Genomic DNA, 23,905 nt, shown 5'->3' with positions numbered 1-23,905 from the left:
ATGCGACGCCAGTAGCGGCAGCGGGCAGAGAGAGGACTCCGGCGGATGTGCAGCGAGAGAAACGGACAGCATCACTTCTGCACCTTGGCGACAGGGTGCAGCGGATGACAACCGAGGACAACGACATGGAACAAGCACAGCGCGAAGCCCTGATTGACCAGCTCGACCGGTCATTCATTGCGATGCCTAACTGGGTGAAGACCGCGACCAAGCATGCAATGGGCGCACCGACAATCAACCGGGCCACAGGCGAGCCGTTCAAGACCTTCCGTGAAGTCATCACCGCTTCCAGCGACGAAACGCTGGAAACGTTGCGTGAAGACTTTGACGACAACGGTGACCTGCTGCCCGCCGAGTGACAACCAGCGCCACGTCAGCCTGACGATAACTGCCCGAGCACCTGGTACTCCCCAGCACCAGGCCGCATCGGTGATGCTCTGAAGCACAACGATTGTTGGATGGTCTCTTTGCCATCGCTCCAGAGCTCACCGATGCGGACGAAAACCCCGGTTCATCCCCGGCCCCCTGCATCGATACCCAACCGGAGAATCACATGCTCCAAATCATCCTGATCGGTGCCACGCTGAGTTTTGAAAGGCCAGAACCTTCAGGGCTTGCGAGCGTGTCAGGCGATCCATTGCGTTCCCATGCCAAGCACTGGCGAACGATCACCGGGGTCGCAGCGTTCTGGCGCTGATCGATCCCGCCAAAAACCTCGCATCTGAGATCACTGCATCTGTGAAAGGCCCGAACGTCCACGGGCCTTTCTTTTGCCCCGCCTTTATCCGTCAGCACTCTCCCCTGCGCCCAATGGCAACCAGCAGGAAGGCCGAGTACTGACGAATAACCGCAACCCACCCTAAGGAATCGTCATGAATCAGACCATTCGCCAAAAACAAGCGGTCCTGCAGGTGTTGCGGGAACGCGTCTCGATGTCCACTTCGGAGATGTTCCAGATGATCGGCCGCGAAGAGCCAGTGCGCGCACCACGCTTCAATGTCGTGCCGCTGGGCAAGAACAAGTTCGACGTTATCGAGCGCGGTACCGGGCTTTCCCGGGGCGAACGCGACGGTCACGGCGTGGCTTGCGATTACGCAAAACAACTCGAGAAGAACGCGGACCTCTTCGAAGAGGGTCGAGTGTCGGCCAGGCATTTCGGGCGAACCATGCTCCGCTGGAGCATCGGTGCCGCCGCTTTACTGGTCGTGTTCGCTTACTTCGGTGCTGGGCATTGAGGCGAATCAGCAACCAGGTGCGCCAGCGCCGACGACAGACATGGCTGGATCTACCGGCCCACGGAATTGAAGAGGCAGGCCATGGCCAAGAGCAATGCAGATCGCTCAGCGAAAGCCGCGGCGAAGAGGAAGGAGCGCGGCGAAGAGGACATCAGGCTGCACTGCCTGCCCGGCACGCGCCAAGCCCTTGCTGAACTGATGGCTTGGAGCGGCATCGAGGAACAGGGCGAGGCCATCACGCTGATGATTCACCACCCGCACAGCCTGGGCCCCGGCGGCGCCCTTCCACTACTTGAGCCGCCGCCGCGACACGAATACGTCATACCTGAAAACGTGTCGCGGAAATTGAAGCTGGCGTACGACCGAGAAGCTCTTCGCATCTGTCACGACGAATAACCATCACAGCGTTGCATCCGACCACGGATCGCGATGCTTGAAACAGAATGAGCTACCTAAGAAGCTTTACGCTTAAAAGCGAAGATAAGGGAGAAAACATATTTTCGACCCTGAGAGTTGCTTGGTCGGAGTTCGCATCAGGGCCAAAATCAATTTTCTTCCAATTCATATCAAAAGTACCCTTCGCTGATGCAACTGAAAGCGCGTTACTAGTCGGTGATACGACCCTAACACAGGAACTTACACACCCTTCGCAAATCGATGAAAAGATGAATAATGCATTAAGATCCTTTTCTAACAACCCATCCCACATCGCCTTACACTCTAGGGCAACCGCCTTGAGCTCACCGCGCGAACTATTTAATTTATTCAAACTGCCCGAGAATCTCTCGACTATCATTGCAGCCAACTTACCCTCAACCCGCTCATCATCCAATACAAGACTTGCGGCTATCCTGGCGTCGGCCCAAACATTATTAACTTCTGTTTTGTACTTTTCTAGTGAGATCGCCATCCTTCTTGCAAGCTCATGATCCGCGGTACTCCTTACTTGATTTTTCCAAGCATTAAGGCCTGACGCGGCGACGATAACTGCAGCACATGTAGCGATCGCACCGACAATATCAAAAAAATCATGAATATTTGACGCTTTAAAAAAATTACTACTCAAAGGGGCTTGACCTATGAGTATCCCAACAAAAACAAGCAATATGCATCCAATCCAAACAATAATATCCTTGCTCAAACCAGTCTCCTTACTTTCATCCTGCAGCACTTTGCTGCGACATTGACACAAATACCCCACTTCTACGAATCACGCCAGCCGGCGAGGCAGGCGTCCGCCTTACATTCAGTTATTGCTTCGAAACGAACTTAAAGGGCAGGTCCCCATAGGCCCAAATCAGTGTCCCAGCGATAACCAAGTAAAAAATCATCAGATCGGACTTGTTGAACCGAGGAATGAATTTCTGTCGATGCTCATTCAAACCGTGCCAACCAAAACCTGCGGGTGTAATCGAAAGCCTAGCCCTCACTAACACTCCCTCCGCAAGAAGAGCAAACACAGAAGTGACTGCGCCGCTTCGGCTAAACCATCCACCGAGATCAACATCCTGCAGGGTTGGATGGGGGGCAATGAGCGAAAGGATCGGCGCAAGAATCGCCAGCGTTATCAGCCCCCATGCGACGTTCATGCTGCGTTGAAGATCCCTATCCGTTGGCTCTTTGAATGACATCCCGCTGCCTCCAATTGAAAAGCCGAATATACCGGCAAGGATCCCCTATGTCCGCACAACAGATCGACGAAAAGAAACTCGAGCGAGCGATCCGCAAAATCAAGCACTGCTTGGCACTGGCGCAGAGCTCGAACGAGAACGAAGCGGCCACAGCTCTTCGCCAGGCGCAGGCGTTGATGCGTGAGTACCGGCTTACTGAGATGGATGTGAAGCTCAGTGACGTAGGTGAAGTTGAATCCCAATTCTTCCGACTCGATCGCCTGCCAGCCTGGGAGCGAAATTTAAGCGCGGCAGTGGCACAGGTGTTCGGATGCACGTCATTGCGAAACCGCCAGTGGTGCAAAGTCAAAGATCGGATCGTTGAGCGCGCCGCATTCGTCGGCGTTACGCCGGCCCAGCACATTGCCCTCTACGCCTTTGAGGCTCTGCTCACCAAGTTGAAATTGGCCCGAAAGGAATACGCCGCCGGTGTTCGATCAGGCAAGCATCGCAGCTCCTACTCCGCGGACACAGCCGCCGACCACTTCGCCATTGCGTGGGTTGGTGAAGTTTACGGGAAGCTCCAAGCGTTAGTGCCAAGAGGCGAAGAAGACGCGCCTGCAGCGCATAGCGACGGCCGCGACATTGTGGCCGTGGAAGCCCAAGACAAGGCGCTTATCGCCGAATACCTCGCCAACAATGGCGTGGGAAAAGCCCGTAAAGCACGCGAGACCGAACTCGACATGAACGCCCAGATCGCGGGCATGCTGGCGGGCCGAAATGTCGACCTGCACGCAGGTATTGCGCGCGCCGGCGACGACCAACTCGCGCTTTCGGCCATCGCCTAACCGCTATGCACGCCAATCACCCCACTTCAACGAATCACGCCAGCCGGCGAGGCAGGCGTCTGCCTGGAGATTGCCCATGAGCACATTTGCCGTGTTTGGAATGAATGAACACTTCGCTCGCGAAGAGGCTAAGCGCAAGGTCCGAGACTTCAAGATCGAGAAAGGAAAGCGGGTCGAGCTGTCCATGAGCCGGTGGCTCCAGGCTGTCGAAGACCGCGTCATCAAGATCATGGACGGCAAGCGGGTCGCTCAGCTCAGTAGCATGTTCGATGCCCCCCAGTACGCCGCCGATTACGCCGAGCGTATCAGGAAGCTTGGTCGATGCCGGGACATCGTCATCAGGGCGAAGGTCAAGCTGCCGCAGAACGATCTGAGGCGGAAGTCGCCGACCAAGCTTTCGTGGATGGATTACTCGCCTGAGTCGACGGCAACAGTGTGATCCGATCAATTTCGAAATCTAGTTCGCACCGATTCGCTGCAGGCGACTAACTGGTCCTTTACGATCGTTGATTGCATCGGCAAGCTTTTTGAGAGCCTGCTTGCGCTCACCATAGACTTCTTCAAGCAAATATTCAGTAATTTCGAACGCATGCAAAGCGTCATCGAATTCAACTTCATTGCCTGGATGGCTTCCATGATTGCCAAGCCATCTGATTGCACTAAAAAGCTCTCTTACTGGGTTCTGCGCCTCAGGTAGTAGCTGCATTCTGTTCCCGAAGGAAATGAATTTGTCCCCGTCTTTTTCTGGAACCCCAAGCTCCGTAAGGATCTTTTCCGCAGCAATTCTAATGCTGTTGCAGCATGACGCAGGACTCGAAAAATAAAGAGCGCTCGCCGTACCAAGAGGCGAAGTTACGTCATGCGGTGCCTTCGATGGGTAATCAATTAGCTGAAGGGCAGGATGAAAATATGTTGGCCGAAAGAATGAATCGTATTCTCGAGTCCAGTCGCCATTTTCATCGACGACATACTCTTCCTCAACCACTCCATTACCAACCATAAAAACAAGCTCGGAACAAGTAGTGCACTTAAGCGTACAACTAAACACAAGCATAATATTTTCTGGATCCCACCAGTCTTCTTTGTGCTCGGCGCGAGAGGCTTCAGTTTCCTTGGAGTTGAACTCTCCATCAATGCGGAGCAGGCCTGAATAACAATGGGGGCACTTGTACTCTGGTATTTGCTTACTAGTGAATGCGCCTTTAAGTATTTCTTTATTCATTCCCTGCTCCGGTCATTCCTTCATGAGATCGCATCATAAGTCTTGAGGTGTCCCCATGCCCACAGAAAACATCCGCACGATCGTCACCGAGTCTCTGATGGGGATGATCGCAGCTGTCACACGGACAACCCCGCCAGCGAACGAGCCGCCACCGCCATTCGTCCAGGGGCCAATTGATCGGGCGGTGGATCGGATCAAAGCCTTTGCAGCGCCTGGTGTAACGCTCGCGGCCGACCGCGCCAAACGCGTATATGTCGCCGGACCAATGACCGGGATCGAGAACTTCAACTACCCCGCCTTCAACGCCGCGGCCGATGCACTACGGGCTCAGGGCTATCAGGTAGAGAATCCAGCCGATCACGGCATCGTCCCCAGCGCCGAGTGGGCAGACTACATGGCCTACGACCTGACGCGGCTCGGCCTGTGCGGCGTGATCTCTCTGCTGCCCGGATGGGAAAGATCGGAGGGCGCGAAGCTCGAAGTTCAAATCGCCCACCGCCTCGGCATGACGATTGTGAATGCCCATGATCTGGTATCGATCGAGGTCAAGGTTTGAGCTGCGCAGTTAATCATCAGGGTCAAAGCTGCCGTATTTGAGCGGAAGTGCTGACCACACGGCCAAGGCTTGCTGCTGGCGTAAAAACGACTCATGCCACTCTGGGCTCTCTGCTTTGTTCTCTTCCGCCAACTGACGGAGAACATTCCTAGTTTGCTCATAAGCAAGGTGGGAGGCTATGGCCTCCTTCAAAAACTCTTCTCGCCGGCGCATTGGAATTCTCCAGTGATAGACAATGAGTATCGCCCCCTTTAAAGGCAGCGGCCAGCGCTCCCGCCCTCAGACAAAAGGTCGGCGTATTCTCGATAGAGTCCGGACCAAGCTTCAAAAGCCGAAAATTGACAAGCGACAGCAGCATTCCACTGAGGACCTACATCTACATCGTCCTCAACCATTTTTTTCATCATCGCCGTGGCTTCCTCGTAAACACGAATAGCCTCTGACGCTTTTTCCAAAAACTCTGCTTGCCAAGTCATGGAGCCCTCCAAGATTCGGCATTAAGTATCTACCCTCCCCCTTCAAAGTCAGCCGCTTTGACGCTCAGATAGCAGGCGGGAGGTTATTGGTACCAGCGATGAGCGGGGCATTCATAAAGGCATCCCAGCATTGATATGCTTCGTGCTGCCTCTTGTTTGCAGCATCCCACTCGGGACCAGAAACACACCTTGATGAAACCAGCGTCATCATTCCCATAGTGGCAGCGTCTAGCTCTAACAGAAGCTGATGCGACTCAAATCTGAAGTCGTCGATAGAAGCCATTGCCTTTCTCCTGGGCGGAACTCACCGCCATTGAGAAACAGCCGCTCCTCGAACGGTCGAGTACGGTCACCTCAGATAATTCATACCGTCTGACCACCGGTCAGCTTTATCCCTCCCTTCAAAGTCAGCCGCTATAGCGGCAAAGGAACAGTCATGCCTGAAATAAAGGAACGGCCGATCTTGTTCTCGGCCGCGATGGTGCGCGCCATCCTGGAAGGCCGGAAGACGGTCACGCGGCGGCCGGTGAAAGGTGTCGGGCTGGTATGGCTGGACAATTTCAAACCTGAGTACGTCGCCGATCCAGAGAACAATCTCTGCCCCTACGGCAAGCCCGGCGACCGGCTGTGGGTGCGCGAGACCTGGTACTGCGATCACTTCGAAGTTCAGCAAGGGCCATACCTGCGGCCCGCCGACATGTTCGACTTGGACCAATCCCGGGAAGACGGCGAGTTGGTGTATGCGGCTGACGGGCTTGCTCCATACGAGCAGGAGCAGCCCACATGGAAGCCAAGCATCCACATGCCGCGGTGGGCCAGCCGCATCCTGCTGGAGATAACCGCCGTCCGTGTCGAGCGGTTGCAGGACATCAGCCGCAGCGACATTCGCGCAGAAGGACTTGAGTGCCCGCCGGAATTCGCCAGTGATGACGTTTCGCCGAACTACCGCGACTGGTATCCGGCAGCGTGGCGTGAGTTGTGGGAGTCCACCGGCGGCAACTGGGACGCCAACCCCTGGGCCTGGGTCGTCGAGTTCAAGCGGGTGACGCCATGATCGCCCTCGCCTACATGACGCGGCTCATCTACAAGGGGCCGAGGCCATGAGCGATGAACTGAAACCGTGCCCTCAGCGCGAAAACGACCATTCTCCTTAAGGCAGTCTGGATGCTGTTAATCCCCCCGTGACAGGAGCCGACTCTCGAAGCTGCGCAAATACTCCGTAAACCGTCGAAACCGAGACCCACATAACCACAGCAACACCAATTAGGATTGTAATTTTCTGGCCTGAGAGAACACCCAAATCCGAGGCCTTCGCCAAGCAAGTTTGGAGCCCCAAGAACATTGAAGTAGCAAAGCCAGCCCAACTAGTAAAAATCAATACAGCATGAGTCAGATCTGGCTTGGAGCGCACGCGCCACGATACAAAAAAATACAGCAGCATCAAAATTATGGCGCCCGCCACAAAGACCAAAGTTGTGTCATCAAAATCAATCTGCATCAGCCTCATCCTTCGCGGCTTTCCTGCCGATCATCGCTCCAATTAGACCTCCAAGTATCGCCCCGCCAACTCCAGGAAAAATCATGTTGCCCACAGCAGCCCCACCAAGAGTGGTAGCGATTTTGGTGATGTCAGAATTGGGGCCTGAAGTTTTGTGTCTTGGCTCCGGCTCTGGTGCACCACCCGCCTGATGACTTGAAGATATTTTTTCGACCATACGCCCTCCATGCTTGGCTCGACTGTTCGGTAACAGTCCTTGTCTCATTATACAAGCAATGCAAACGTAGCCCCTCTCTAATATTCCATATGCCGCGAATGCGGCAAGGACGAAGTCATGCCTGAAGCAAAGCCAATCATCATGTTCGACGCCCCGGAGGCAGCCAGTCTACAACCGGTAACCGGCTGGATTTCCTCTAGTGGGCGCTTCTTCGGCGACGACGAGAACCTTGCCCGCTACTGCGGCGCAACTCATCGCCGCTGCGACGTGAACCCTGAACACCCAATCTATGAGGTGAACAGTTCCTGCAATGAGTGTCGCCAAGCGCGCCGCCAGGCAAAGTTCGCGGCGATGCCGATCAAAGAATGGGCCGGCGAGCCACTGGTTGTTTTCGATGGCGACCGGTACTTCTTCGATGAAGACAGTCTGCGCGACTACCTGATCGACAGCGATATCGAACTGGCTGACCTGCAGCTCTGCATCTGCGAACCGAACTACCCCAGTCAAATCGACCCGGCAGACCATTTCTGCGATGACCTGCCAGAAGATGGCGAGATCCGCGACGACCAGTTGCTTGCCGCATTCGAACTGCTGAACGAGATGATCCGCCAGTCTGAACCTCTATCGTGGTCAGAAGGCGAGTTCGCCGCACAGCTCCCGCAATCGCTTATCGACGAGATCACCGCAGCGAGGGCCGAAGCATGATCGCCCTCGACTGGTTCGCCTACGTGTACTGCTACAAGGACCCGCGGTGAAATAGATAAGCCCACCCTGACCAGTTGCGGCCACTCAGCATTTCTCTGAAACACCTGGCAGGGCGAACTACTGAACCTTATTCGTGAAAGCCTTCCTCGTATATCAGCTAATCCCCGATACGCACCGTCAGCGCCCCTCCGAATTTATTCAACTGCAATCCAAACCCCTACAACTCACAGCCTGCAGGTGAACGGCGGGCGAGGAATTCGTATGTCCGATCAAAAAAACCAACTGCGCGAAGTCGCGATCGAAGCCATTTCCGATATCGCCCAGCACCTGCCACTCGACTGTCAGATGTTTCTCATCGTTTGCCGCCTCGGCAAAGCTGACTTCGACCTGGTTCTGCCATCCCCCGAGGCGAACCTGAATAACGCGCTCGACGCGCTGCGCCGCCAAGGCCTGAGCATCGACGGCGACAACGCCTACAAGCGCGACCTGCTCGACGCAACCGTGGGCGCCATGGCCATGGGTGTGCAGAACACCAACCCTCCACCGGCCGGACACTGGGGCCAGCGCTTCCGGGATATCGGCCGAGAAGAACGTGCGCCGTGTGAAGAGCTGGTCGCGGCGCTGAAACTCACCCGCGAGAACCTGCGTGCCTGCCAAGCAACCATCCACTTGTGCGGTGGTTTCGATCCTGCCTATGTCACCGATGCCCAGGCCGCGATGAAGATCGCAGACGCCGCTCTCGCAAAAGCAACCTACTAACTACCTTCTGCCGCCACGCGCGGCATGGAGCACCCAATGAAACGAGAGCTGATCAAGATCAGTGAGTTCCAGCGTCGGCGCTGGGGCGAAAACGGAACACCGCAATGCCCCCAAGCGATCCGCAATCACATCCGCAACGGTATGGTGCCCGGCGAGCAGATTGGGAAACTCTGGTACGTTGACTGGACGGCGTTCAGCCGCTCGGATGGCAACGACCTGGTGGCGATGGTATTGAAAGGAGCTGCGTGATGGTCCCTCGGCCGCGGAACAAGGCGAATAAGAACCTCCCGCAGAACCTGTACTTCGATGCGCGGCGCTCGACCTACCGCTACCGCCGGCCAACAGATGGGAAGTGGTTTCAGTTCGGCGCTGATCGCATCAAGGCAATCGACGCCGCGAAGCAGTTAAATCTGGAGTTTATGCGCGGCGCTGACCTTGTCGGCGCCGTGATGAACCAGTCCACCGATTCGTTTGCCGGCTTCCTCGACACCTACGAACGCGACGTCCTGCCGCCGCGCGAGTTGGCCAAAGGCACTCTAGGATTGTACGCGGTGCACTTCCGGCGGTTCCGCAAGCAATTCGAGGGCAAGGCCGTCGACCAGATCACGATCCGGATGATCGCCGAGATGCTAGACGCTATCACGCCGCGCTCTGCGAACCAGTCCAGGGCCCTGCTGATCGACATTTTCAACCACGCCGCGGCGAAAGGGCTGTGCCCGGACAACCCGGCGGCCAGCACCATCAACCGCATCGAGAAGAAACAGCGCAAGCGCCATACCGTCGAGGGACTGAAAGCCATCCGGGAGAAATCACCGGCTTGGCTGCAGAACGCCATCGACTTGGCCCTGATCACCGCGCAACGCCGAACCGACATCCTCGACATGCGGTTCGATGGGGTTCGAGAGGGATATCTATATGTGGTGCAGAAGAAAACCTCGAAGGCCAGCGACGCAGCGTGGATTCGATTTCGGGTCACCCCGGAGTTTCAGGCAGTCATCACCCGGTGCCGGGACGATATCGCTTCCCCGTACTTGGTGCACCGCAAGCCCGATCGCCTGAAACAAAAGCAGGCGCAGAACAAGGACCACTGGACGAAGGTTGAGGAAAGGTATTTGACTCGAGCGTTCAAGGACGCTCGGGAGGCGGCGGAATGCTACAAGGGATGGAAGGAAGAGGAGATGCCGGGCTTTCACGAAGTGCGGGCGCTGTCGTTGCACCTGTACAAGAAAGCCGGAAAGGATGGGCAGAAAATCGCAGGCCATGCGAGCGAAGGCATGACCAAAAACTACCAGCGGGAACACGAAGAAATCGTCTGGTCCGAGGCAATTCCGGACCTGAATATCAGCGAAATCACAGGGTAGTTTTGCGCCAGTTTTGCGCGGGTTTTGCGCAGACACAAAAAAGCCGATCTAGATAATCGGCTTAAGTGCCTGATTTTGCTCAGGAAATATGGTCGGGACGGAGTGATTCGAACACTCGACCCCTAGCACCCCATGCTAGTGCGCTACCGGACTGCGCTACGCCCCGACTAGGCGTGAAACTCGTCCTTCATCTCGAAGAACGCTCAAGAATATATCGCAAGCTTTTGAAAACTGGAAGTATTCAAACGCATGAATTTATTTCTTGAGGACCACCAGCACATCTTCCAATTCGGCGATCATCTGCCGAATCATCTGTTTGTATTGAGTGGTGTCGTCTTTGGCTTCATCGCCGGACAAACGCAAGCGTGCGCCGCCGATGGTGAACCCTTGATCGTAAAGAAGCGCGCGGATCTGCCGGATCATCAGCACGTCTTGTCGCTGATAATACCGGCGGTTTCCGCGCCGTTTGACGGGGTTGAGTTGAGGAAACTCCTGCTCCCAATAGCGCAGCACGTGCGGTTTTACCGCACACAGCTCGCTGACTTCACCAATGGTGAAGTAGCGTTTGCCTGGGATGACGGGTAGCTCGTCGTTATGACTTGGTTCCAGCATAAGCCTCAACTCGGGCCTTCAACTTCTGCCCTGGACGAAAGGTGACCACACGGCGAGCCGTGATCGGGATTTCTTCACCCGTTTTCGGATTGCGGCCAGGCCGCTGGCGTTTGTCCCGAAGGTCGAAATTGCCGAAACCGGACAATTTGACTTGTTCGTTGTCTTCAAGAGCGTGCCTGATTTCTTCAAAAAACAGTTCGACCAATTCCTTGGCCTCCCGTTTATTCAGGCCCAGCTCTTCATACAGACGTTCCGCCATTTCAGCTTTCGTCAGAGCCCCCATACGTCACTTCCTTAACGTGGCGTTCAACCTTTGTTCGAGCGAGGTGAGGATGTTTTGCGTCGTGGTATTCACCTCATCGTCATTAAGAGTGCGCGATGGATGCTGCCAGGTCAAGCCGACTGCAAGGCTTTTTCTATCAGGATCAATGCCTTTACCCTGATACACGTCAAATAGCCTGAGGTCCGTCAGCCATTCCCCTGCATTTTCACGGATTACGTCCAGTACAGCGCTGGCTGCGACGTCTTTTTCGGCGATCAGCGCAAGGTCACGACGCACTTCAGGAAAGCGCGACAACTCCTGGAATTTAGGCATTTTACCCAACGCCACTTCGGCCAGAACCAGCTCGAAAACGAAGACCGGACGGTCGAGACCGAGGGTTTTCGACAATTCAGGGTGGATTGCGCCAACGAAACCTACCAAACGACCTTCGCGCTCGATGCGTGCGGTTTGACCCGGGTGCAACGCTGGGTGTTTGCCTGGCACGAACGTGAACGAATCCAGTGCACCGGCGAAGCCCAGAACCGCTTCCACGTCAGCTTTCACGTCGAAGAAATCCACGACGTCGCGGCCTTGCGCCCAGCCTTCCGGAAGACGAGTACCGCAAACGACACCCGCCAGCATCGGCTCTTGCTTCAAGCCTTCCAGCTGACCGACAAAACGCAGACCGCTTTCGAACAGACGCACGCGATCCTGTTGACGGTTCAGGTTGTGCTGAAGCGCCTTGACCAGACCAGGCCACAGGGACGAGCGCATGGCCGCCATGTCGTTGGAAATCGGGTTAGCCAGCAACAGCGGCTCAACACCCGGATTAAACAACTCGAATTGTTTCGGATCGATGAAGCTGTAGGTGATCGCTTCCTGATAACCGCGAGCCACCAGCAGGCGACGCAGTTCAGGCAGATCGCTACGCGCTTCAGCCTTGGCTTGCGGCGCCAGACGGGCTTGCGGATAGCGAACCGGCAGACGGTTGTAACCGTACAGACGGGCCAGCTCTTCGATCAGGTCGACTTCGAGGCTGATGTCGAAGCGATGGCTCGGCACTTCAACGCGCCACTGCCCTGCCCCATCGGCAGAAATCTTCAGACCCAGGCCGCTGAGCAGGCGCTCGACTTCGGTCGAATCCATTTCCATACCCAGCATCTGAGTGATGCGTTGCGCACGCAGAGTAACCGGCGCAATCGAAGGCAGGTGCTGTTCGCTGACGGTCTCGATGATCGGACCGGCTTCGCCACCAGTGATGTCCAACAGCAGGCCAGTGGCGCGCTCCATGGCTTCACGGGCCAGTTGCCAGTCCACGCCACGCTCGTAGCGGTGCGAGGCGTCGGTGTGCAGGCCGTAGGAACGAGCCTTGCCAGCCACGGCGATCTGATCGAAGAACGCACTTTCAAGGAAAATGTCACGAGTGGTCGCGGTGTTGACGCCGCTGTGCTCGCCGCCCATTACGCCGGCGATTGCCAGGGCGCGGGTGTGGTCGGCGATAATCAGCGTATCGCTACGCAGGCTGACTTCCTGACCGTCGAGCAGCACCAGCTTCTCGCCTTCTTCGGCCATACGCACGCGGATGCCGCCATTGATTTCGGCGAGATCGAACGCGTGCAGCGGTTGACCCAGCTCCAGCATCACGTAGTTAGTGATGTCGACGGCCGCATCAATGCTGCGCACATCGGCGCGACGCAGACGCTCGACCATCCACAGCGGCGTAGGCTTGGACAGGTCGACGTTGCGGATCACTCGACCCAGGTAACGCGGGCAAGCGGCTGGGGCCAGCACCTCAACCGAACGCACTTCATCGTGCACGGCTGGAACGGCCGCCACGACCGGACGGGTGACTTCAGCGGCGTACAGCGCGCCGACTTCACGGGCCAGACCGGCCAGGGACAGGCAGTCGCCGCGGTTCGGGGTCAGGTCGACCTCGATGCTGGCGTCGTCCAGGTTCAGGTATTCACGAATGTCCTGACCGACCGGAGCATCGACCGGCAACTCCATCAGGCCATCGTTGCCTTCGCCCACTTGCAGTTCGGCTTGCGAGCACAGCATGCCGTTGGACTCAACGCCACGCAGTTTGGCTTTCTTGATTTTGAAGTCGCCCGGCAGTTCGGCACCGATCATGGCAAACGGGATCTTCAGGCCCGGACGCACGTTTGGCGCACCGCACACGACCTGAAAAGTCTCCGAGCCATTGCTGACCTGGCAAACACGCAACTTGTCAGCGTCCGGGTGCTGCTCGGTGCTCAGCACCTCGCCCACCACCACACCGCTGAATTCACCGGCGGCCGGCGTAACGCTATCGACCTCAAGACCGGCCATCGACAGACGGGCAACCAGCTCGTCGCGACTTACCTGCGGGCTAACCCAGCCACGCAGCCATTGTTCACTGAATTTCATCCTGCTCTCCTAAGAATTCGTTACGACTAGCGAAATTGCGCGAGGAACCGCAAGTCGTTGTCGAAGAACAGACGCAAGTCGTTCACGCCGTAACGCAGCATGGCCAGACGCTCAACGCCCATGCCGAAGGCAAAGCCCGAAAACTCTTCCGGGTCGATCCCGGACATGCGCAGCACGTTCGGGTGAACCATGCCGCAGCCCATCACTTCCAGCCAGCCAGTCTGTTTGCAGACACGGCAGCCTTTGCCGCTGCACATCACGCATTCCATGTCGACTTCAGCGGATGGCTCGGTGAACGGGAAGTACGAAGGACGGAAACGCACGGCCAGTTCTTTTTCGAAGAACACGCGCAGGAATTCTTCGATGGTCCCTTTCAGGTCGGCGAAGTTGATATCGCGATCGACCAGCAGGCCTTCGACCTGGTGGAACATCGGCGAGTGGGTGATATCGGAGTCGCTACGGTACACACGGCCTGGGCAGACGATGCGGATCGGTGGCTGTTTCGATTCCATGGTGCGGACCTGTACCGGCGAGGTATGGGTGCGCAGCAACATGTTGGCATTGAAATAGAAGGTGTCATGCATCGACCGGGCCGGGTGATGGCCTGGGATGTTGAGCGCTTCGAAGTTGTGGTAATCGTCTTCGACCTCAGGGCCTTCGGCGATGCCGTAGCCGATGTGGGTGAAGAACTGTTCGATACGTTCCAGAGTGCGAGTAACCGGATGCAGACCACCCGAGGTCTGGCCACGGCCAGGCAGGGTCACGTCAATGGACTCGGCAGACAGTTTGGCGGCCAGGTCGGCCTCTTCAAACAGTGCCTTGCGGGCATTGAGAACCTCTGTGACACGCTCCTTGGCAACGTTGATCAGGGCGCCGACTTGCGGACGCTCTTCTGCCGGCAAATTCCCCAGGGTCTTCATCACCTGAGTCAATTCGCCCTTTTTGCCAAGGTAGTGAACCCGGATTTGCTCCAGGGCATTGATATCTTCAGCGCTTTGCACAGCCTCTAGTGCTTGAGAGACGAGCGCATCCAGGTTTTCCATGTACAGACTCCAGATACAAAATAGGGGAAGAGCTTGAAGGCTCTTCCCCTATTTATGACGTTTAACACCTGGCCCCACAGAGGTGAGGCCGGGTGACTGTCGGGGGTACTTAAGCCAAGGTGGCTTTAGCTTTCTCGACAATCGCAGCAAACGCCGCTTTTTCGTTCACTGCCAGATCAGCCAGAACCTTACGGTCGATCTCGATGGACGCTTTTTTCAGGCCGGCGATGAAACGGCTGTAGGACAGACCGTTGATACGTGCACCAGCGTTGATACGAGCGATCCACAGAGCGCGGAACTGACGTTTTTTCTGACGACGGTCACGGTAGGCGTATTGGCCTGCCTTGATTACCGCTTGCTTGGCAACACGGAATACGCGCGAGCGAGCGCCGTAGTAGCCTTTAGCAAGTTTCAGAATTTTTTTGTGACGTTTACGGGCAATGACGCCACGCTTTACACGAGCCATGAGTTACTTCCTCTATTCTTGACTAAAATTAACGAAGGCGCAGCATGCGCTCGACTTTTGCCACGTCAGACGGATGCAGCAAGCTGCTACCGCGCAGTTGACGCTTACGCTTGGTCGACATTTTAGTCAGGATGTGGCTCTTGAAAGCGTGCTTGTGCTTGATACCGTTAGCAGTTTTCAGAAACCGCTTAGCAGCACCACTTTTCGTTTTCATTTTTGGCATGTTCGGATACTCCGCATTCAGTTGATAAACATAATCAGAAGGCCTGCCGTGCCCTGTTGATTACTTCTTCTTTTTCGGGGCGATGACCATGATCAGCTGGCGTCCTTCCATCTTAGGATGCTGTTCGACCGAACCGTACTCGAGCAAGTCACCTTCAACTCGCTTGAGGAGTTCCATCCCCAGCTCCTGGTGGGCCATCTCACGGCCGCGGAATCGCAAGGATACCTTGGCCCTGTCCCCATCACTCAGGAAACGTACCAGGTTGCGCAGTTTTACCTGGTAATCCCCTTCCTCCGTCCCTGGACGAAACTTGATTTCTTTAACCTGAATCTGCTTCTGGTTTTTCTTGGCCGCGGCAATCTGCTTCTTCTTCTCGAAGATCGATTTGCCGTAGTCCATCAGTTTGCAAACAGGGGGTACTGCATCGGCGGAAATCTCCACCAAATCCAGCTTGGCCTCTTCAGCCTTAAGAAGCGCGTCTTCAATTGACACAATCCCAAGCTGTTCACCTTCAGCCCCAATTAACCGAACCTCGCGTGCCGAGATATTCTCGTTGATCGGGGCTTTCGGTGCAGCTCGTTTATCTTGTCTCATTTCACGCTTAATAATAATTACTCCGAATCTGGGCGACCACGCCGGGAAACCGCTTGCGCGAGAAACTCAGCGAACTGGGCGACGGGCATCGAGCCCAGGTCAGCACCTTCACGAGTACGCACAGCGACAGTCTGCATCTCGACTTCCCGATCTCCGATAACCAAGAGATAGGGAACCTTGAGCAAAGTATGCTCGCGGATTTTAAAGCCGATCTTTTCATTTCTCAAGTCAGACTTGGCACGAAATCCGCTTTCGTTGAGAGTTTTTTCAACCTCGGCGGCAAAATCGGCCTGTTTGTCAGTGATGTTCATGATCACTGCCTGGGTCGGAGCCAGCCACGCAGGGAACGCACCCTCGTAGTGCTCGATCAGGATTCCGACGAAACGTTCGAAGGATCCAAGGATCGCCCGGTGCAACATCACCGGATGCTTGCGACTGTTGTCTTCGGAGACGTATTCGGCTCCCAGACGGACAGGCAGGTTAAAATCGAGCTGCAGGGTACCACACTGCCAGACGCGACCAAGGCAATCTTTCAGCGAGAACTCGATCTTCGGACCGTAGAACGCACCTTCGCCCGGCTGCAGATCGTACGGCAGGCCAGCGCTATCAAGGGCTGCAGCCAATGCAGCTTCGGCGCGGTCCCACAGCTCGTCGGAACCAACGCGTTTTTCCGGACGAGTGGACAGCTTCATCTCGACGTCTTTGAAGCCGAAATCGGCGTAGACGTCCATGGTCAGCTTGATGAACGCAGCGGATTCGGCCTGCATCTGCTCTTCGGTGCAGAAGATGTGGGCGTCGTCCTGAGTGAACGCACGCACACGCATGATGCCGTGCAGCGCACCCGATGGCTCGTTACGGTGGCAGGCACCGAACTCGGCCAGGCGCATCGGCAACTCGCGGTAGCTTTTCAGGCCCTGGTTGAACACTTGCACGTGGCAAGGGCAGTTCATTGGCTTGATGGCGTAGTCGCGGTTTTCCGACTGAGTGGTGAACATGTTGTCGGCGTAGTTGGCCCAGTGCCCGGATTTCTCCCACAGGCTGCGGTCAACGACTTGTGGAGTCTTGATCTCCAGGTAGCCGTTGTCGCGCTGAACTTTGCGCATGTACTGCTCGAGTACCTGATACAGCGTCCAGCCGTTCGGGTGCCAGAACACCATACCCGGCGACTCTTCCTGGGTGTGGAACAGGCCCAGGCGCTTGCCGATCTTGCGGTGATCGCGCTTTTCAGCTTCTTCGATGCGCTGGATGTAAGCCGCCAGCTGCTTCTTGTCCGCCCATGCGGTGCCGTAGACGCGCTGCAATTGCTCGTTTTTGGCATCGCCACGCCAGTAGGCGCCGGACAACTTGGTCAGCTTGAAGGATTTCAGGAAACGCGTGTTCGGCACGTGCGGACCGCGGCACATGTCGACGTATTCTTCGTGATAGTACAGGCCCATGGCCTGTTCGTTCGGCATGTCCTCGACCAGGCGCAGCTTGTAGTCTTCGCCACGGGCCTTGAACACTTCGATCACTTCGGCGCGCGGAGTGACTTTCTTGATCACGTCGTAATCTTTTTCGATCAGCTGTTGCATGCGCTGTTCGATGGCGGCCACGTCGTCCGGAGTGAAAGGACGCTCGAAGGCGATGTCGTAATAGAAGCCTTCGTCGATGACCGGGCCGATGACCATTTTGGCGGTCGGATACAGCTGCTTGACCGCATGGCCAACCAGGTGGGCGCAAGAGTGGCGAATGATCTCCAGCCCCTCTTCATCCTTTGGCGTAATGATTTGCAGCGTAGCGTCGGCGCTGATGATGTCGCTGGCGTCGACCAGCTTGCCATCGACCTTGCCGGCCACGGTGGCCTTGGCCAGACCTGCACCAATGGATGCGGCGACCTCGGCTACGGAAACCGGGTGATCGAATGAACGTTGACTGCCGTCGGGAAGAGTAATAGTTGGCATGGCGCCTCCTCTCCTAGTGGTGACCCCTACCAAAGGTCACGTGGGTTGGGATGAGCCAGTACAAGATCCGGTCCAGGCCATTCAATGACGAACGCCTGCCTTACAGCGGCAGGAGCCTTGCGGCCAACCGGAAAACCGAACCAGAGTGACTGGGATTCAAATCAGGGTTATTCGAACATCTGCCGCCACCGTGACTGAAGGTCTGCGGAGCTTGCAAATACTCGAGCCAGGCATGCTAGCACAGATGAACGGTCGTCGCGGTGCCGAGGTTTTCTGCCGGGGCAAATCAGTCCTTTTTATGCCAGAGTGCTGAACTTGAACCCCGCTTTACCCCTCAGATAACAAGACATTGACCCACAAGGAGCATCCCAGCATGCGTCTGAATCGTTTGTTCGCAGTAGTCGCCCCCATCGTCCTGTTGCTGCCGTTGGCCGCCCATGCCGATTGGCCGAAGGGCGAGCGCGAGAAATACATGGCTCAGTGCACTCAAGCGGCCACCCCTCAGATCGGCGCTGCGGCTGCAAAAGCCCACTGCGCTTGTGGTGCCGATGCAATCAAGTCATACCCGGCCAGCGACATTCAGTCGTTGATGGACAACCAGGCCAGTGACGCCCTGAAACAACAGGCCCTGACCCAGATTTCCAAGTGCAAGGCCAATAATCCGCAGAAAAAATAAGCCCGACAAGGCGTCAAAAAAGGGTTTGGTGCCGGCAAAAGGCATCTGAAAACCGCCTTTTTCGACAATTTATGCAGGTTTTACAGGTTTTTTTATCGTCTTTACTTTCGGCTGAAAGCCTTTTAAATCGGGGCTTTCAGCCACATCAGGCAACAAAGAAAGCGCGACTGTAGGGCAAACAGCACGTCCGGGGGGCTCCCAAAGCGAACATTTCGACTATGATACCCCGGTGTGCCCAGTTGGCCTGAGCAGCACAGTACTACTGAAAATATATGTTTCTTGGAGATACACCATGTCTAATCGCCAAACCGGCACCGTTAAATGGTTCAACGATGAAAAAGGCTTCGGCTTCATCACTCCTCAAGGTGGCGGTGACGACCTGTTCGTACACTTCAAAGCTATCGAAAGCGACGGTTTCAAAAGCCTGAAAGAAGGCCAGACTGTTTCCTTCGTGGCTGAGAAAGGCCAAAAGGGTATGCAAGCTGCTCAAGTTCGCCCAGAGTAATTTCTTGGCGCACTAAAAAAACCCCGTCCATGTGACGGGGTTTTTTATGGGTGAAGCAAAAGCCGGACGCTATCAGCCGCAGTTGATGCGCGTGATCACCAGGTTGGCATCGGTGTTCAGGTTCAAGCGGTCGGAGCGGTACTCCAGCGTCACCATATCGTCAGGCTTGAGGATACGGGCATTCTGCGCACCTGCGCGAACACGCGCCTGTTCCAGCAGCGCGGGCGAAGCCTTTTTGCCAATGGTGAATTCGGCAGCCTTTGCTTCGCATCGACTGTGGCCGGTATCCGTCGTCGTGACAGGGTCTGTTGCCGATTCGGTAGATGTGCTGCTGCAACCTGCCAGCAGACTAGCGGCCAACAAAGTACCCAATGACGCGAGCTTCCAAGGCATGAAGCCTCCTTTTTTCAATAGTTAAGCTGAGATCGTGCGACCGCCAATCTGGCGTTTGGTTTCACAGGCAGCGCCAGCGCCCTGCCCTCGACCCGGACAAGCGGCGAGTTTGCCTGAGCACTCCCGGTCATTCACCCCGCAATCGTGACTGAATATGACCTGCACTCAATAAATATCGATGTAATCGAATGGTGGTGATGGCCAGTTCTCTTTCAGCGCATTGAAGATCTGCATGACCCACACCTCGTCACTGGCCGCGACCAATCCCACATACCCCGAGCCCTTGGCCCACGTCTCCAGACGAAACAGCAGCCCGCCGATGTCCGTGCCGCCCACGACGCCCGATGAAATGTAAGCGATGCCGCCCTTGGTCACCCGCAATTGGGTGTGCTCATCATCACTGGCAGAGGCCAGCAGCTGGCGCACCGCCTCAAGGGTCAAGCCGTCAGGAGAGTTCAAATCAATCTGCACAGCACGGTCCTTGAAAAATCATCAAAAACCAAGTGTCGCATAGCCTTTCCCTCATGCCTAAGTCGGAGTGCCAAACGCCCTGCAAAATGCTTAACTCACACCCAGACTTTCCCGAATTCACGAGCGCCAACATGACCACCGTAAGCATCGACGCCGACATCAAAGCCAAGTGGCCACAAGGCCACAGCTCTTACAGCCCGGGCAGTCCGGAAGAGCTGGCAATCATTGGTATCGATCTATTGGTCAAGGAACTGGGGACTGAAGCGGCGCAAACCTTCATCGCACAGGTATTCGAGAAGTACCCGGCCGACTACAAGGGCGCTGAATACAACGAAAGGGAGTAACCCCGCAGGCTGGCACCTGCGGGTGTACAACTTACTTCAGACGAGCCAGACGCTGGGTCAGCAGGTCGAAGAAGCCCTGGGCATCACCGCTTTCGACCCAGAAAGCGTTCTTCGGCGCTTTCAGGCCGTCATACCAGTCGACGATGGTTTGACCGAAGGTCGGGCCTTCGCGGCTATCAACCACCACATTGACCGAACGGCCGGTGAACAGCTCCGGCTTGAGCAGGTAGGCAATGACCGTCGCGTCATGCACCGGGCCACCCGGAAGGCCGTAGTGCTCCATGTCGCCCTTAACGTACTCGTTGAGAATATCGCCCACCAGCTTGCCGGCATTGTTGTTCAGTGCGGCGATCTGCTTCAGGCGCGCTTCGCTGGTGAGGATCTTGTGGGTCACGTCCAATGGCAGATAGGTCAGTTTGACGCCACTTTTCAGCACCACTTCAGCAGCCTGCGGGTCGGCGAACAGATTGAACTCGGCCACCGGGGTGATGTTGCCACCGTTGAAGTGAGCACCGCCCATGATCACCACTTCCTTGATGCCCTGAACGATCTCGGGCTCCTGGATCAGCGCCAGCGCCAGGTTGGTCTGTGGACCGAGCATAGCGATGGTGATGCTGTGGGGTTTGGCGGTTTTCAAGGTGTCGATCAGGTAATTGACTGCATTACCCTTTGCCAAACCTTGCTTCGGCTCATGCACGGTGACGCCCGACAGGCCTTCCTTACCATGAATGTTCTCGGCATAAATCGGCGTACGCATCAGCGGTTTCGGCGCACCGGCATAAACCGGCACATCCTCGCGCCCCGCCCACTCGCGGGCCAGCCGCGCATTACGCGAGGTCTTGTCCAGACGTACGTTGCCGGCGACGGTGGTCAACGCGCGGATGTTCAGTTCTTCTGGTGACGCCAGCGCAAACAGCAAAGCGACCACGTCGTCGGCACCCGGGTCGGTGTCGATGATCAAGTCGATCTTGTCCGCCGCCTGGGCGCTTGTTGCGGTAATCAGGGACAAAAGCAGCAGACTCCGGAGCAGATGGTGCAGTTTCTGAGCATAGCGGTACATAGCGCACTCCTTGTGCGTGGAAAAGCAGACAGACGAAAACGAATCAGAACGTGACCCCGGCCACCAGCACGACGTTGCAGTACGGCTGACATTCGCCTGTACGAACAATCGCCCGCGCCTGTCGGCTCAGGACTTTGAATTGGTCATGACTGAGCAGCTCACGCCGGCCCAGCGAACCTTCGGCATTCAACTCATCCAGCGTCACCAGCGCCGACGGCTGTTTGTCCAGAATCTCCTGGGCCAACACGTGGCTTTCGACCTGCATTTCGCTGAGCACAACCTTCAACGTGCTGATGAAATCCGGAACGCCGTGGGTCAAGGCCAGGTCGATCAGCTCGACACCCGACGGAACCGGCAGGCCGGCATCGCCAATCACGACCATGTCGCCATGCCCCAGGGAAGCGATCAGTCGCGACAGCGCGATGTTGAGCAACGGTGTTTTTTTCATGGTGCTTTAAAGGCCTGTACGTCGGACAAAGTGGGGATCGAGGGTTGCGCGCCGGCACGGGTCACTGACAGCGCCGCAGCGACCTGGCCGAAACGGATCGCTTGCGCCTCGTTTTTGCCGGCGGCCAGTGCGGCAGCAAAACCGCCGACAAAGGTATCGCCCGCCGCCGTGGTATCGACCGCCTTTACCTTCGGCGCCGGAAAGTGTTCGAAGCTGTTTCCATTGGCAAACAGCGAGCCTTGGGCACCGAGGGTGATGATCACCTTGCCGGCCCCCATGGCGATCAATCGGGTCGCCGCGACTTCGGCGGTTTCCAGTGAATCCACCGGCAAACCGCTAAGGGCCGAGGCCTCGCTCTCGTTAGGGATCAGATAGTCGATGGCCGCATACCAGTCTGCCGGCAACGGTCGGCTGGCGGGCGCCGGGTTGAGAATCACGGTTTTACCCAGTTCACGACCGCGCTTGAGCGCATGACCGACCGTGGCATCCGGCACTTCGAGCTGACAGATGATCACATCCGCCGCTTGCAACACCGCATCGAAGCGGTCAATCACTGCCGGCGTCAGTGCACCGTTGGCACCGGCGACAATCACGATCGCGTTCTGGCTGTTGTCATCGACCACAATCAACGCCACACCGCTGGCACCATCGACGGTGCTGACCGCCTGACAATCGATACGGTCGGCCAACAGCGCTCCGCGCAGTTCCTCGCCATAGGCATCGCTGCCCACGCAACCGACCATCGACACCTGCGCACCCAGTCGCGCCGCAGCAACCGCCTGATTGGCACCCTTGCCACCGGAGACCGTGGCAAACGACTCACCTATCAGCGTTTCACCGCCACGGGGCAGCCGGGAGGCCCGGGTCACCAGGTCCATGTTCAGGCTGCCTATCACCACTACTTTTGCTGGCATACATCACTACTCATAAATGCAATTTCAACGGTGCTTTCTGTTTAACGGAAGTGGGCAAACACACCGGCCAGCGGCGCAGTCGATTCGCGCAGCACAATGCTGGGCGTCACGATCCGTTGATCGGTGGCCATGGCCGGTGTGGCGATCCTGCGCAACAGCACTTCGGCCGCCATCTCGCCGAGCTGCAGGATCGACTGCCCCACGGTGGTCAGCGCCGGGTAAACATAACGGCTCATCTGGATATCGTCGAAGCCAATCACCGACAGCTCGCTAGGCACACGAATATTGCGCTCGGCGGCGGCGCGCAACACGCCGATGCCGATCATGTCGTTACCGGCGAAGATAGCGCTGGGCGGATTGTTTTCCAGGAGGATCGCGGCCGCGCTGTAACCGCCGGTACTGGTGAAGTCGCTTTCCAGTATGCGTTCGCGAGGCACTTCGACGCCCGCCTCTTTCAAGGCGCGGCAATAACCTGCCAGACGCATCTGCGCGACGCTGGTACTGGCCGGCCCGCCAATGGTGGCGATGTCCCGATGCCCCAACTCCAGAAGATGGCGGGTCGCCAGATAAGCGCCGTACTCGTGATCGATGCGCACCAGGTCCGCATCAACCCCTTCCAGCCCACGGTCGACAATCACCATCGGCGTTCGCACGCCCGCCAGACCTTCTGCCAGCACGGCATCCCCACCGGCCGACGCCACGATCAGCCCGTCAATGCGCTTTTCCAGCAACACGCGCAGGTAGCTGCGCTGCTTGTCCGGGTTGTCATCGGAATTGCAGAGGATCACGCAATAGCCATTGCGCTCGCAGTAATCCTCGATGCCGCGCGCCAGTTCGGCGAAGTATGGGTTGAGGCTGTTGGGCACCAGCAGACCGATAGTCGCAGTGGTCTTGGCTTTTAATGAGCGGGCCACGGCACTGGGCACGTAGTCGAGACTTTTGATTGCCGCTTCGACCTTGATCCGCACTTCTTCGCTGACGGGCCGGGTCTTGTTCACCACATGGGAAACCGTGGTGTAGGAAATCCCCGCGAGCGCTGCCACATCCTTGATTGTTGCCAT

At 56.7% G+C, this 23,905-nt stretch carries 37 protein-coding genes and 1 tRNA gene; 15 read left to right on the top strand and 23 right to left on the bottom strand.

The features are described from left to right. Positions 1–125 precede the first annotated feature (125 nt). The 4 genes from K5R88_RS00825 to K5R88_RS00810 all read left to right on the top strand — a co-directional run bounded on the left by K5R88_RS00825 (position 126) and on the right by K5R88_RS00810 (position 1,631). Positions 126–359, top strand: a complete 234-nt coding sequence (locus K5R88_RS00825; RefSeq protein WP_226298952.1) for a hypothetical protein — start codon at positions 126–128, stop codon at positions 357–359. A gap of 194 nt (positions 360–553) precedes the next feature. After that, positions 554–697, top strand: a complete 144-nt coding sequence (locus K5R88_RS00820) for a hypothetical protein (RefSeq protein WP_226298951.1) — start codon at positions 554–556, stop codon at positions 695–697. Positions 698–872: 175 nt separating this feature from the next. Further along, positions 873–1,235, top strand: a complete 363-nt coding sequence (locus tag K5R88_RS00815) for a hypothetical protein (protein WP_226298950.1) — start codon at positions 873–875, stop codon at positions 1,233–1,235. An 81-nt stretch (positions 1,236–1,316) separates the two neighbouring features. Beyond that, positions 1,317–1,631: a hypothetical protein gene (locus tag K5R88_RS00810; RefSeq protein ID WP_226298949.1), complete on the top strand. Its 315-nt coding sequence runs from the start codon at positions 1,317–1,319 to the stop codon at positions 1,629–1,631. A gap of 52 nt (positions 1,632–1,683) precedes the next feature. Here the strand turns inward: K5R88_RS00810 and K5R88_RS00805 are convergent, their stop codons facing one another. Both K5R88_RS00805 and K5R88_RS00800 read right to left on the bottom strand, forming a co-directional pair. Then, the gene (locus K5R88_RS00805; RefSeq protein ID WP_226298948.1) at positions 1,684–2,376 is read right to left on the bottom strand and encodes a hypothetical protein; all 693 of its coding nucleotides are present in this window, start codon (positions 2,374–2,376) and stop codon (positions 1,684–1,686) included. A 109-nt stretch (positions 2,377–2,485) separates the two neighbouring features. Beyond that, positions 2,486–2,866 carry a hypothetical protein gene (locus K5R88_RS00800; RefSeq protein WP_226298947.1) on the bottom strand — a complete coding sequence of 127 codons (381 nt, stop codon included), beginning with the start codon at positions 2,864–2,866 and terminating at the stop codon, positions 2,486–2,488. Positions 2,867–2,913: 47 nt separating this feature from the next. Here K5R88_RS00800 and K5R88_RS00795 point away from each other — a divergent pair, with 47 nt between their 5' ends. Together K5R88_RS00795 and K5R88_RS00790 are read left to right on the top strand one after the other, a co-directional pair. Beyond that, positions 2,914–3,693, top strand: a complete 780-nt coding sequence (locus tag K5R88_RS00795; protein ID WP_226298946.1) for a DUF2786 domain-containing protein — start codon at positions 2,914–2,916, stop codon at positions 3,691–3,693. Positions 3,694–3,769: 76 nt separating this feature from the next. After that, positions 3,770–4,132, top strand: a complete 363-nt coding sequence (locus tag K5R88_RS00790; protein ID WP_226298945.1) for a hypothetical protein — start codon at positions 3,770–3,772, stop codon at positions 4,130–4,132. 18 nt (positions 4,133–4,150) lie between these two features. Here K5R88_RS00790 and K5R88_RS00785 read toward each other — a convergent pair whose 3' ends face one another. Continuing rightward, a complete protein-coding gene (locus K5R88_RS00785) occupies positions 4,151–4,915 on the bottom strand; it encodes a DUF4145 domain-containing protein (RefSeq protein ID WP_226298944.1) in 765 nt (254 codons plus the stop codon). A gap of 55 nt (positions 4,916–4,970) precedes the next feature. On the opposite strand from K5R88_RS00785, the gene K5R88_RS00780 reads away from it, so the two are divergent. Beyond that, positions 4,971–5,471: a DUF4406 domain-containing protein gene (locus K5R88_RS00780; RefSeq protein WP_226298943.1), complete on the top strand. Its 501-nt coding sequence runs from the start codon at positions 4,971–4,973 to the stop codon at positions 5,469–5,471. Between the two features lie 9 nt (positions 5,472–5,480). Here the strand turns inward: K5R88_RS00780 and K5R88_RS00775 are convergent, their stop codons facing one another. The 3 genes from K5R88_RS00775 to K5R88_RS00765 all read right to left on the bottom strand — a co-directional run bounded on the left by K5R88_RS00775 (position 5,481) and on the right by K5R88_RS00765 (position 6,230). Further along, positions 5,481–5,684, bottom strand: a complete 204-nt coding sequence (locus K5R88_RS00775; RefSeq protein WP_226298942.1) for a hypothetical protein — start codon at positions 5,682–5,684, stop codon at positions 5,481–5,483. 38 nt (positions 5,685–5,722) lie between these two features. After that, positions 5,723–5,947: a hypothetical protein gene (locus K5R88_RS00770; RefSeq protein ID WP_226298941.1), complete on the bottom strand. Its 225-nt coding sequence runs from the start codon at positions 5,945–5,947 to the stop codon at positions 5,723–5,725. Positions 5,948–6,011: 64 nt separating this feature from the next. Beyond that, positions 6,012–6,230, bottom strand: a complete 219-nt coding sequence (locus K5R88_RS00765) for a hypothetical protein (RefSeq protein ID WP_226298940.1) — start codon at positions 6,228–6,230, stop codon at positions 6,012–6,014. A gap of 153 nt (positions 6,231–6,383) precedes the next feature. Here K5R88_RS00765 and K5R88_RS00760 point away from each other — a divergent pair, with 153 nt between their 5' ends. Continuing rightward, positions 6,384–7,001, top strand: coding sequence for a hypothetical protein (locus K5R88_RS00760; RefSeq protein WP_226298939.1), 618 nt, complete (start codon positions 6,384–6,386; stop codon positions 6,999–7,001). A gap of 96 nt (positions 7,002–7,097) precedes the next feature. Here K5R88_RS00760 and K5R88_RS00755 read toward each other — a convergent pair whose 3' ends face one another. Both K5R88_RS00755 and K5R88_RS00750 read right to left on the bottom strand, forming a co-directional pair. Continuing rightward, positions 7,098–7,445: a hypothetical protein gene (locus K5R88_RS00755; RefSeq protein ID WP_226298938.1), complete on the bottom strand. Its 348-nt coding sequence runs from the start codon at positions 7,443–7,445 to the stop codon at positions 7,098–7,100. Beyond that, complete coding sequence (locus K5R88_RS00750) at positions 7,435–7,662, bottom strand: hypothetical protein (protein ID WP_226298937.1); 228 nt, start codon at positions 7,660–7,662, stop codon at positions 7,435–7,437. Before K5R88_RS00750 ends, K5R88_RS00755 begins: the two co-directional genes overlap by 11 nt. A gap of 117 nt (positions 7,663–7,779) precedes the next feature. Here K5R88_RS00750 and K5R88_RS00745 point away from each other — a divergent pair, with 117 nt between their 5' ends. The 4 genes from K5R88_RS00745 to K5R88_RS00730 all read left to right on the top strand — a co-directional run bounded on the left by K5R88_RS00745 (position 7,780) and on the right by K5R88_RS00730 (position 10,487). After that, positions 7,780–8,367, top strand: coding sequence for a hypothetical protein (locus K5R88_RS00745; RefSeq protein WP_226298936.1), 588 nt, complete (start codon positions 7,780–7,782; stop codon positions 8,365–8,367). A gap of 261 nt (positions 8,368–8,628) precedes the next feature. Next, entirely contained in the window at positions 8,629–9,126 is a 498-nt protein-coding gene (locus K5R88_RS00740) for a hypothetical protein (RefSeq protein ID WP_226298935.1), read from the top strand. 36 nt (positions 9,127–9,162) lie between these two features. After that, a complete protein-coding gene (locus K5R88_RS00735) occupies positions 9,163–9,375 on the top strand; it encodes a hypothetical protein (protein ID WP_214382149.1) in 213 nt (70 codons plus the stop codon). Further along, positions 9,375–10,487: a phage integrase Arm DNA-binding domain-containing protein gene (locus tag K5R88_RS00730; RefSeq protein ID WP_226298934.1), complete on the top strand. Its 1,113-nt coding sequence runs from the start codon at positions 9,375–9,377 to the stop codon at positions 10,485–10,487. Before K5R88_RS00735 ends, K5R88_RS00730 begins: the two co-directional genes overlap by 1 nt. Positions 10,488–10,576: 89 nt before the next feature. Here the strand turns inward: K5R88_RS00730 and K5R88_RS00725 are convergent. The 9 genes from K5R88_RS00725 to thrS all read right to left on the bottom strand — a co-directional run bounded on the left by K5R88_RS00725 (position 10,577) and on the right by thrS (position 18,033). After that, positions 10,577–10,653, bottom strand: a tRNA-Pro gene (locus K5R88_RS00725). Between the two features lie 89 nt (positions 10,654–10,742). Then, positions 10,743–11,099 carry a MerR family transcriptional regulator gene (locus K5R88_RS00720; RefSeq protein ID WP_003179985.1) on the bottom strand — a complete coding sequence of 119 codons (357 nt, stop codon included), beginning with the start codon at positions 11,097–11,099 and terminating at the stop codon, positions 10,743–10,745. After that, positions 11,080–11,382: an integration host factor subunit alpha gene (gene ihfA / locus K5R88_RS00715; protein ID WP_002553164.1), complete on the bottom strand. Its 303-nt coding sequence runs from the start codon at positions 11,380–11,382 to the stop codon at positions 11,080–11,082. Before ihfA ends, K5R88_RS00720 begins: the two co-directional genes overlap by 20 nt. Positions 11,383–11,385: 3 nt before the next feature. Further along, positions 11,386–13,767, bottom strand: a complete 2,382-nt coding sequence (gene pheT, locus K5R88_RS00710) for a phenylalanine--tRNA ligase subunit beta (protein WP_226298933.1) — start codon at positions 13,765–13,767, stop codon at positions 11,386–11,388. Positions 13,768–13,793: 26 nt separating this feature from the next. Then, a complete protein-coding gene (pheS, locus tag K5R88_RS00705) occupies positions 13,794–14,810 on the bottom strand; it encodes a phenylalanine--tRNA ligase subunit alpha (protein ID WP_007905876.1) in 1,017 nt (338 codons plus the stop codon). 109 nt (positions 14,811–14,919) lie between these two features. Next, on the bottom strand, positions 14,920–15,276 hold the full coding sequence (gene rplT / locus K5R88_RS00700; protein WP_007905879.1) for a 50S ribosomal protein L20: 357 nt from the start codon (positions 15,274–15,276) through the stop codon (positions 14,920–14,922). Positions 15,277–15,304: 28 nt separating this feature from the next. Further along, entirely contained in the window at positions 15,305–15,499 is a 195-nt protein-coding gene (rpmI, locus tag K5R88_RS00695; RefSeq protein WP_002553160.1) for a 50S ribosomal protein L35, read from the bottom strand. A gap of 60 nt (positions 15,500–15,559) precedes the next feature. Then, positions 15,560–16,111 (bottom strand): translation initiation factor IF-3, encoded by a 552-nt coding sequence (gene infC / locus K5R88_RS00690; protein WP_172435341.1) that lies wholly within the window; start codon positions 16,109–16,111, stop codon positions 15,560–15,562. Next, entirely contained in the window at positions 16,111–18,033 is a 1,923-nt protein-coding gene (gene thrS, locus K5R88_RS00685) for a threonine--tRNA ligase (protein ID WP_226298932.1), read from the bottom strand. The genes infC and thrS overlap by 1 nt, the downstream gene beginning before the upstream one ends. A gap of 373 nt (positions 18,034–18,406) precedes the next feature. Between thrS and K5R88_RS00680 the strand changes: the two genes are divergently transcribed. Together K5R88_RS00680 and K5R88_RS00675 are read left to right on the top strand one after the other, a co-directional pair. Continuing rightward, the gene (locus K5R88_RS00680; RefSeq protein ID WP_192226388.1) at positions 18,407–18,709 is read left to right on the top strand and encodes a hypothetical protein; all 303 of its coding nucleotides are present in this window, start codon (positions 18,407–18,409) and stop codon (positions 18,707–18,709) included. 292 nt (positions 18,710–19,001) lie between these two features. Further along, positions 19,002–19,214, top strand: a complete 213-nt coding sequence (locus tag K5R88_RS00675) for a cold-shock protein (protein WP_003179963.1) — start codon at positions 19,002–19,004, stop codon at positions 19,212–19,214. A gap of 72 nt (positions 19,215–19,286) precedes the next feature. Here the strand turns inward: K5R88_RS00675 and K5R88_RS00670 are convergent, their stop codons facing one another. Further along, positions 19,287–19,607 (bottom strand): I78 family peptidase inhibitor, encoded by a 321-nt coding sequence (locus tag K5R88_RS00670; protein ID WP_008037562.1) that lies wholly within the window; start codon positions 19,605–19,607, stop codon positions 19,287–19,289. A gap of 165 nt (positions 19,608–19,772) precedes the next feature. Beyond that, positions 19,773–20,078 (bottom strand): hypothetical protein, encoded by a 306-nt coding sequence (locus K5R88_RS00665; protein ID WP_008023976.1) that lies wholly within the window; start codon positions 20,076–20,078, stop codon positions 19,773–19,775. Positions 20,079–20,209: 131 nt separating this feature from the next. On the opposite strand from K5R88_RS00665, the gene K5R88_RS00660 reads away from it, so the two are divergent. Continuing rightward, positions 20,210–20,422, top strand: coding sequence for a hypothetical protein (locus tag K5R88_RS00660; protein ID WP_008023978.1), 213 nt, complete (start codon positions 20,210–20,212; stop codon positions 20,420–20,422). 31 nt (positions 20,423–20,453) lie between these two features. Here the strand turns inward: K5R88_RS00660 and K5R88_RS00655 are convergent, their stop codons facing one another. From K5R88_RS00655 to K5R88_RS00640, 4 genes are read right to left on the bottom strand one after another with little or no spacing between them, the layout of a single operon-like run. Then, entirely contained in the window at positions 20,454–21,482 is a 1,029-nt protein-coding gene (locus K5R88_RS00655) for a nucleoside hydrolase (protein WP_226298931.1), read from the bottom strand. A 43-nt stretch (positions 21,483–21,525) separates the two neighbouring features. Next, the gene (rbsD, locus tag K5R88_RS00650; RefSeq protein WP_226298930.1) at positions 21,526–21,930 is read right to left on the bottom strand and encodes a D-ribose pyranase; all 405 of its coding nucleotides are present in this window, start codon (positions 21,928–21,930) and stop codon (positions 21,526–21,528) included. Further along, positions 21,927–22,844: a ribokinase gene (rbsK, locus tag K5R88_RS00645; protein WP_008028227.1), complete on the bottom strand. Its 918-nt coding sequence runs from the start codon at positions 22,842–22,844 to the stop codon at positions 21,927–21,929. Before rbsK ends, rbsD begins: the two co-directional genes overlap by 4 nt. Positions 22,845–22,885: 41 nt before the next feature. Next, positions 22,886–23,905, bottom strand: a complete 1,020-nt coding sequence (locus tag K5R88_RS00640; RefSeq protein WP_008037571.1) for a LacI family DNA-binding transcriptional regulator — start codon at positions 23,903–23,905, stop codon at positions 22,886–22,888.

This window comes from Pseudomonas sp. MM213, from assembly GCF_020423045.1.
Lineage (GTDB): Bacteria > Pseudomonadota > Gammaproteobacteria > Pseudomonadales > Pseudomonadaceae > Aquipseudomonas > Aquipseudomonas migulae.
The sequence above is the reverse complement of the archived record's forward strand: the minus strand, read 5'-3'. Positions and strand labels throughout refer to the sequence as shown.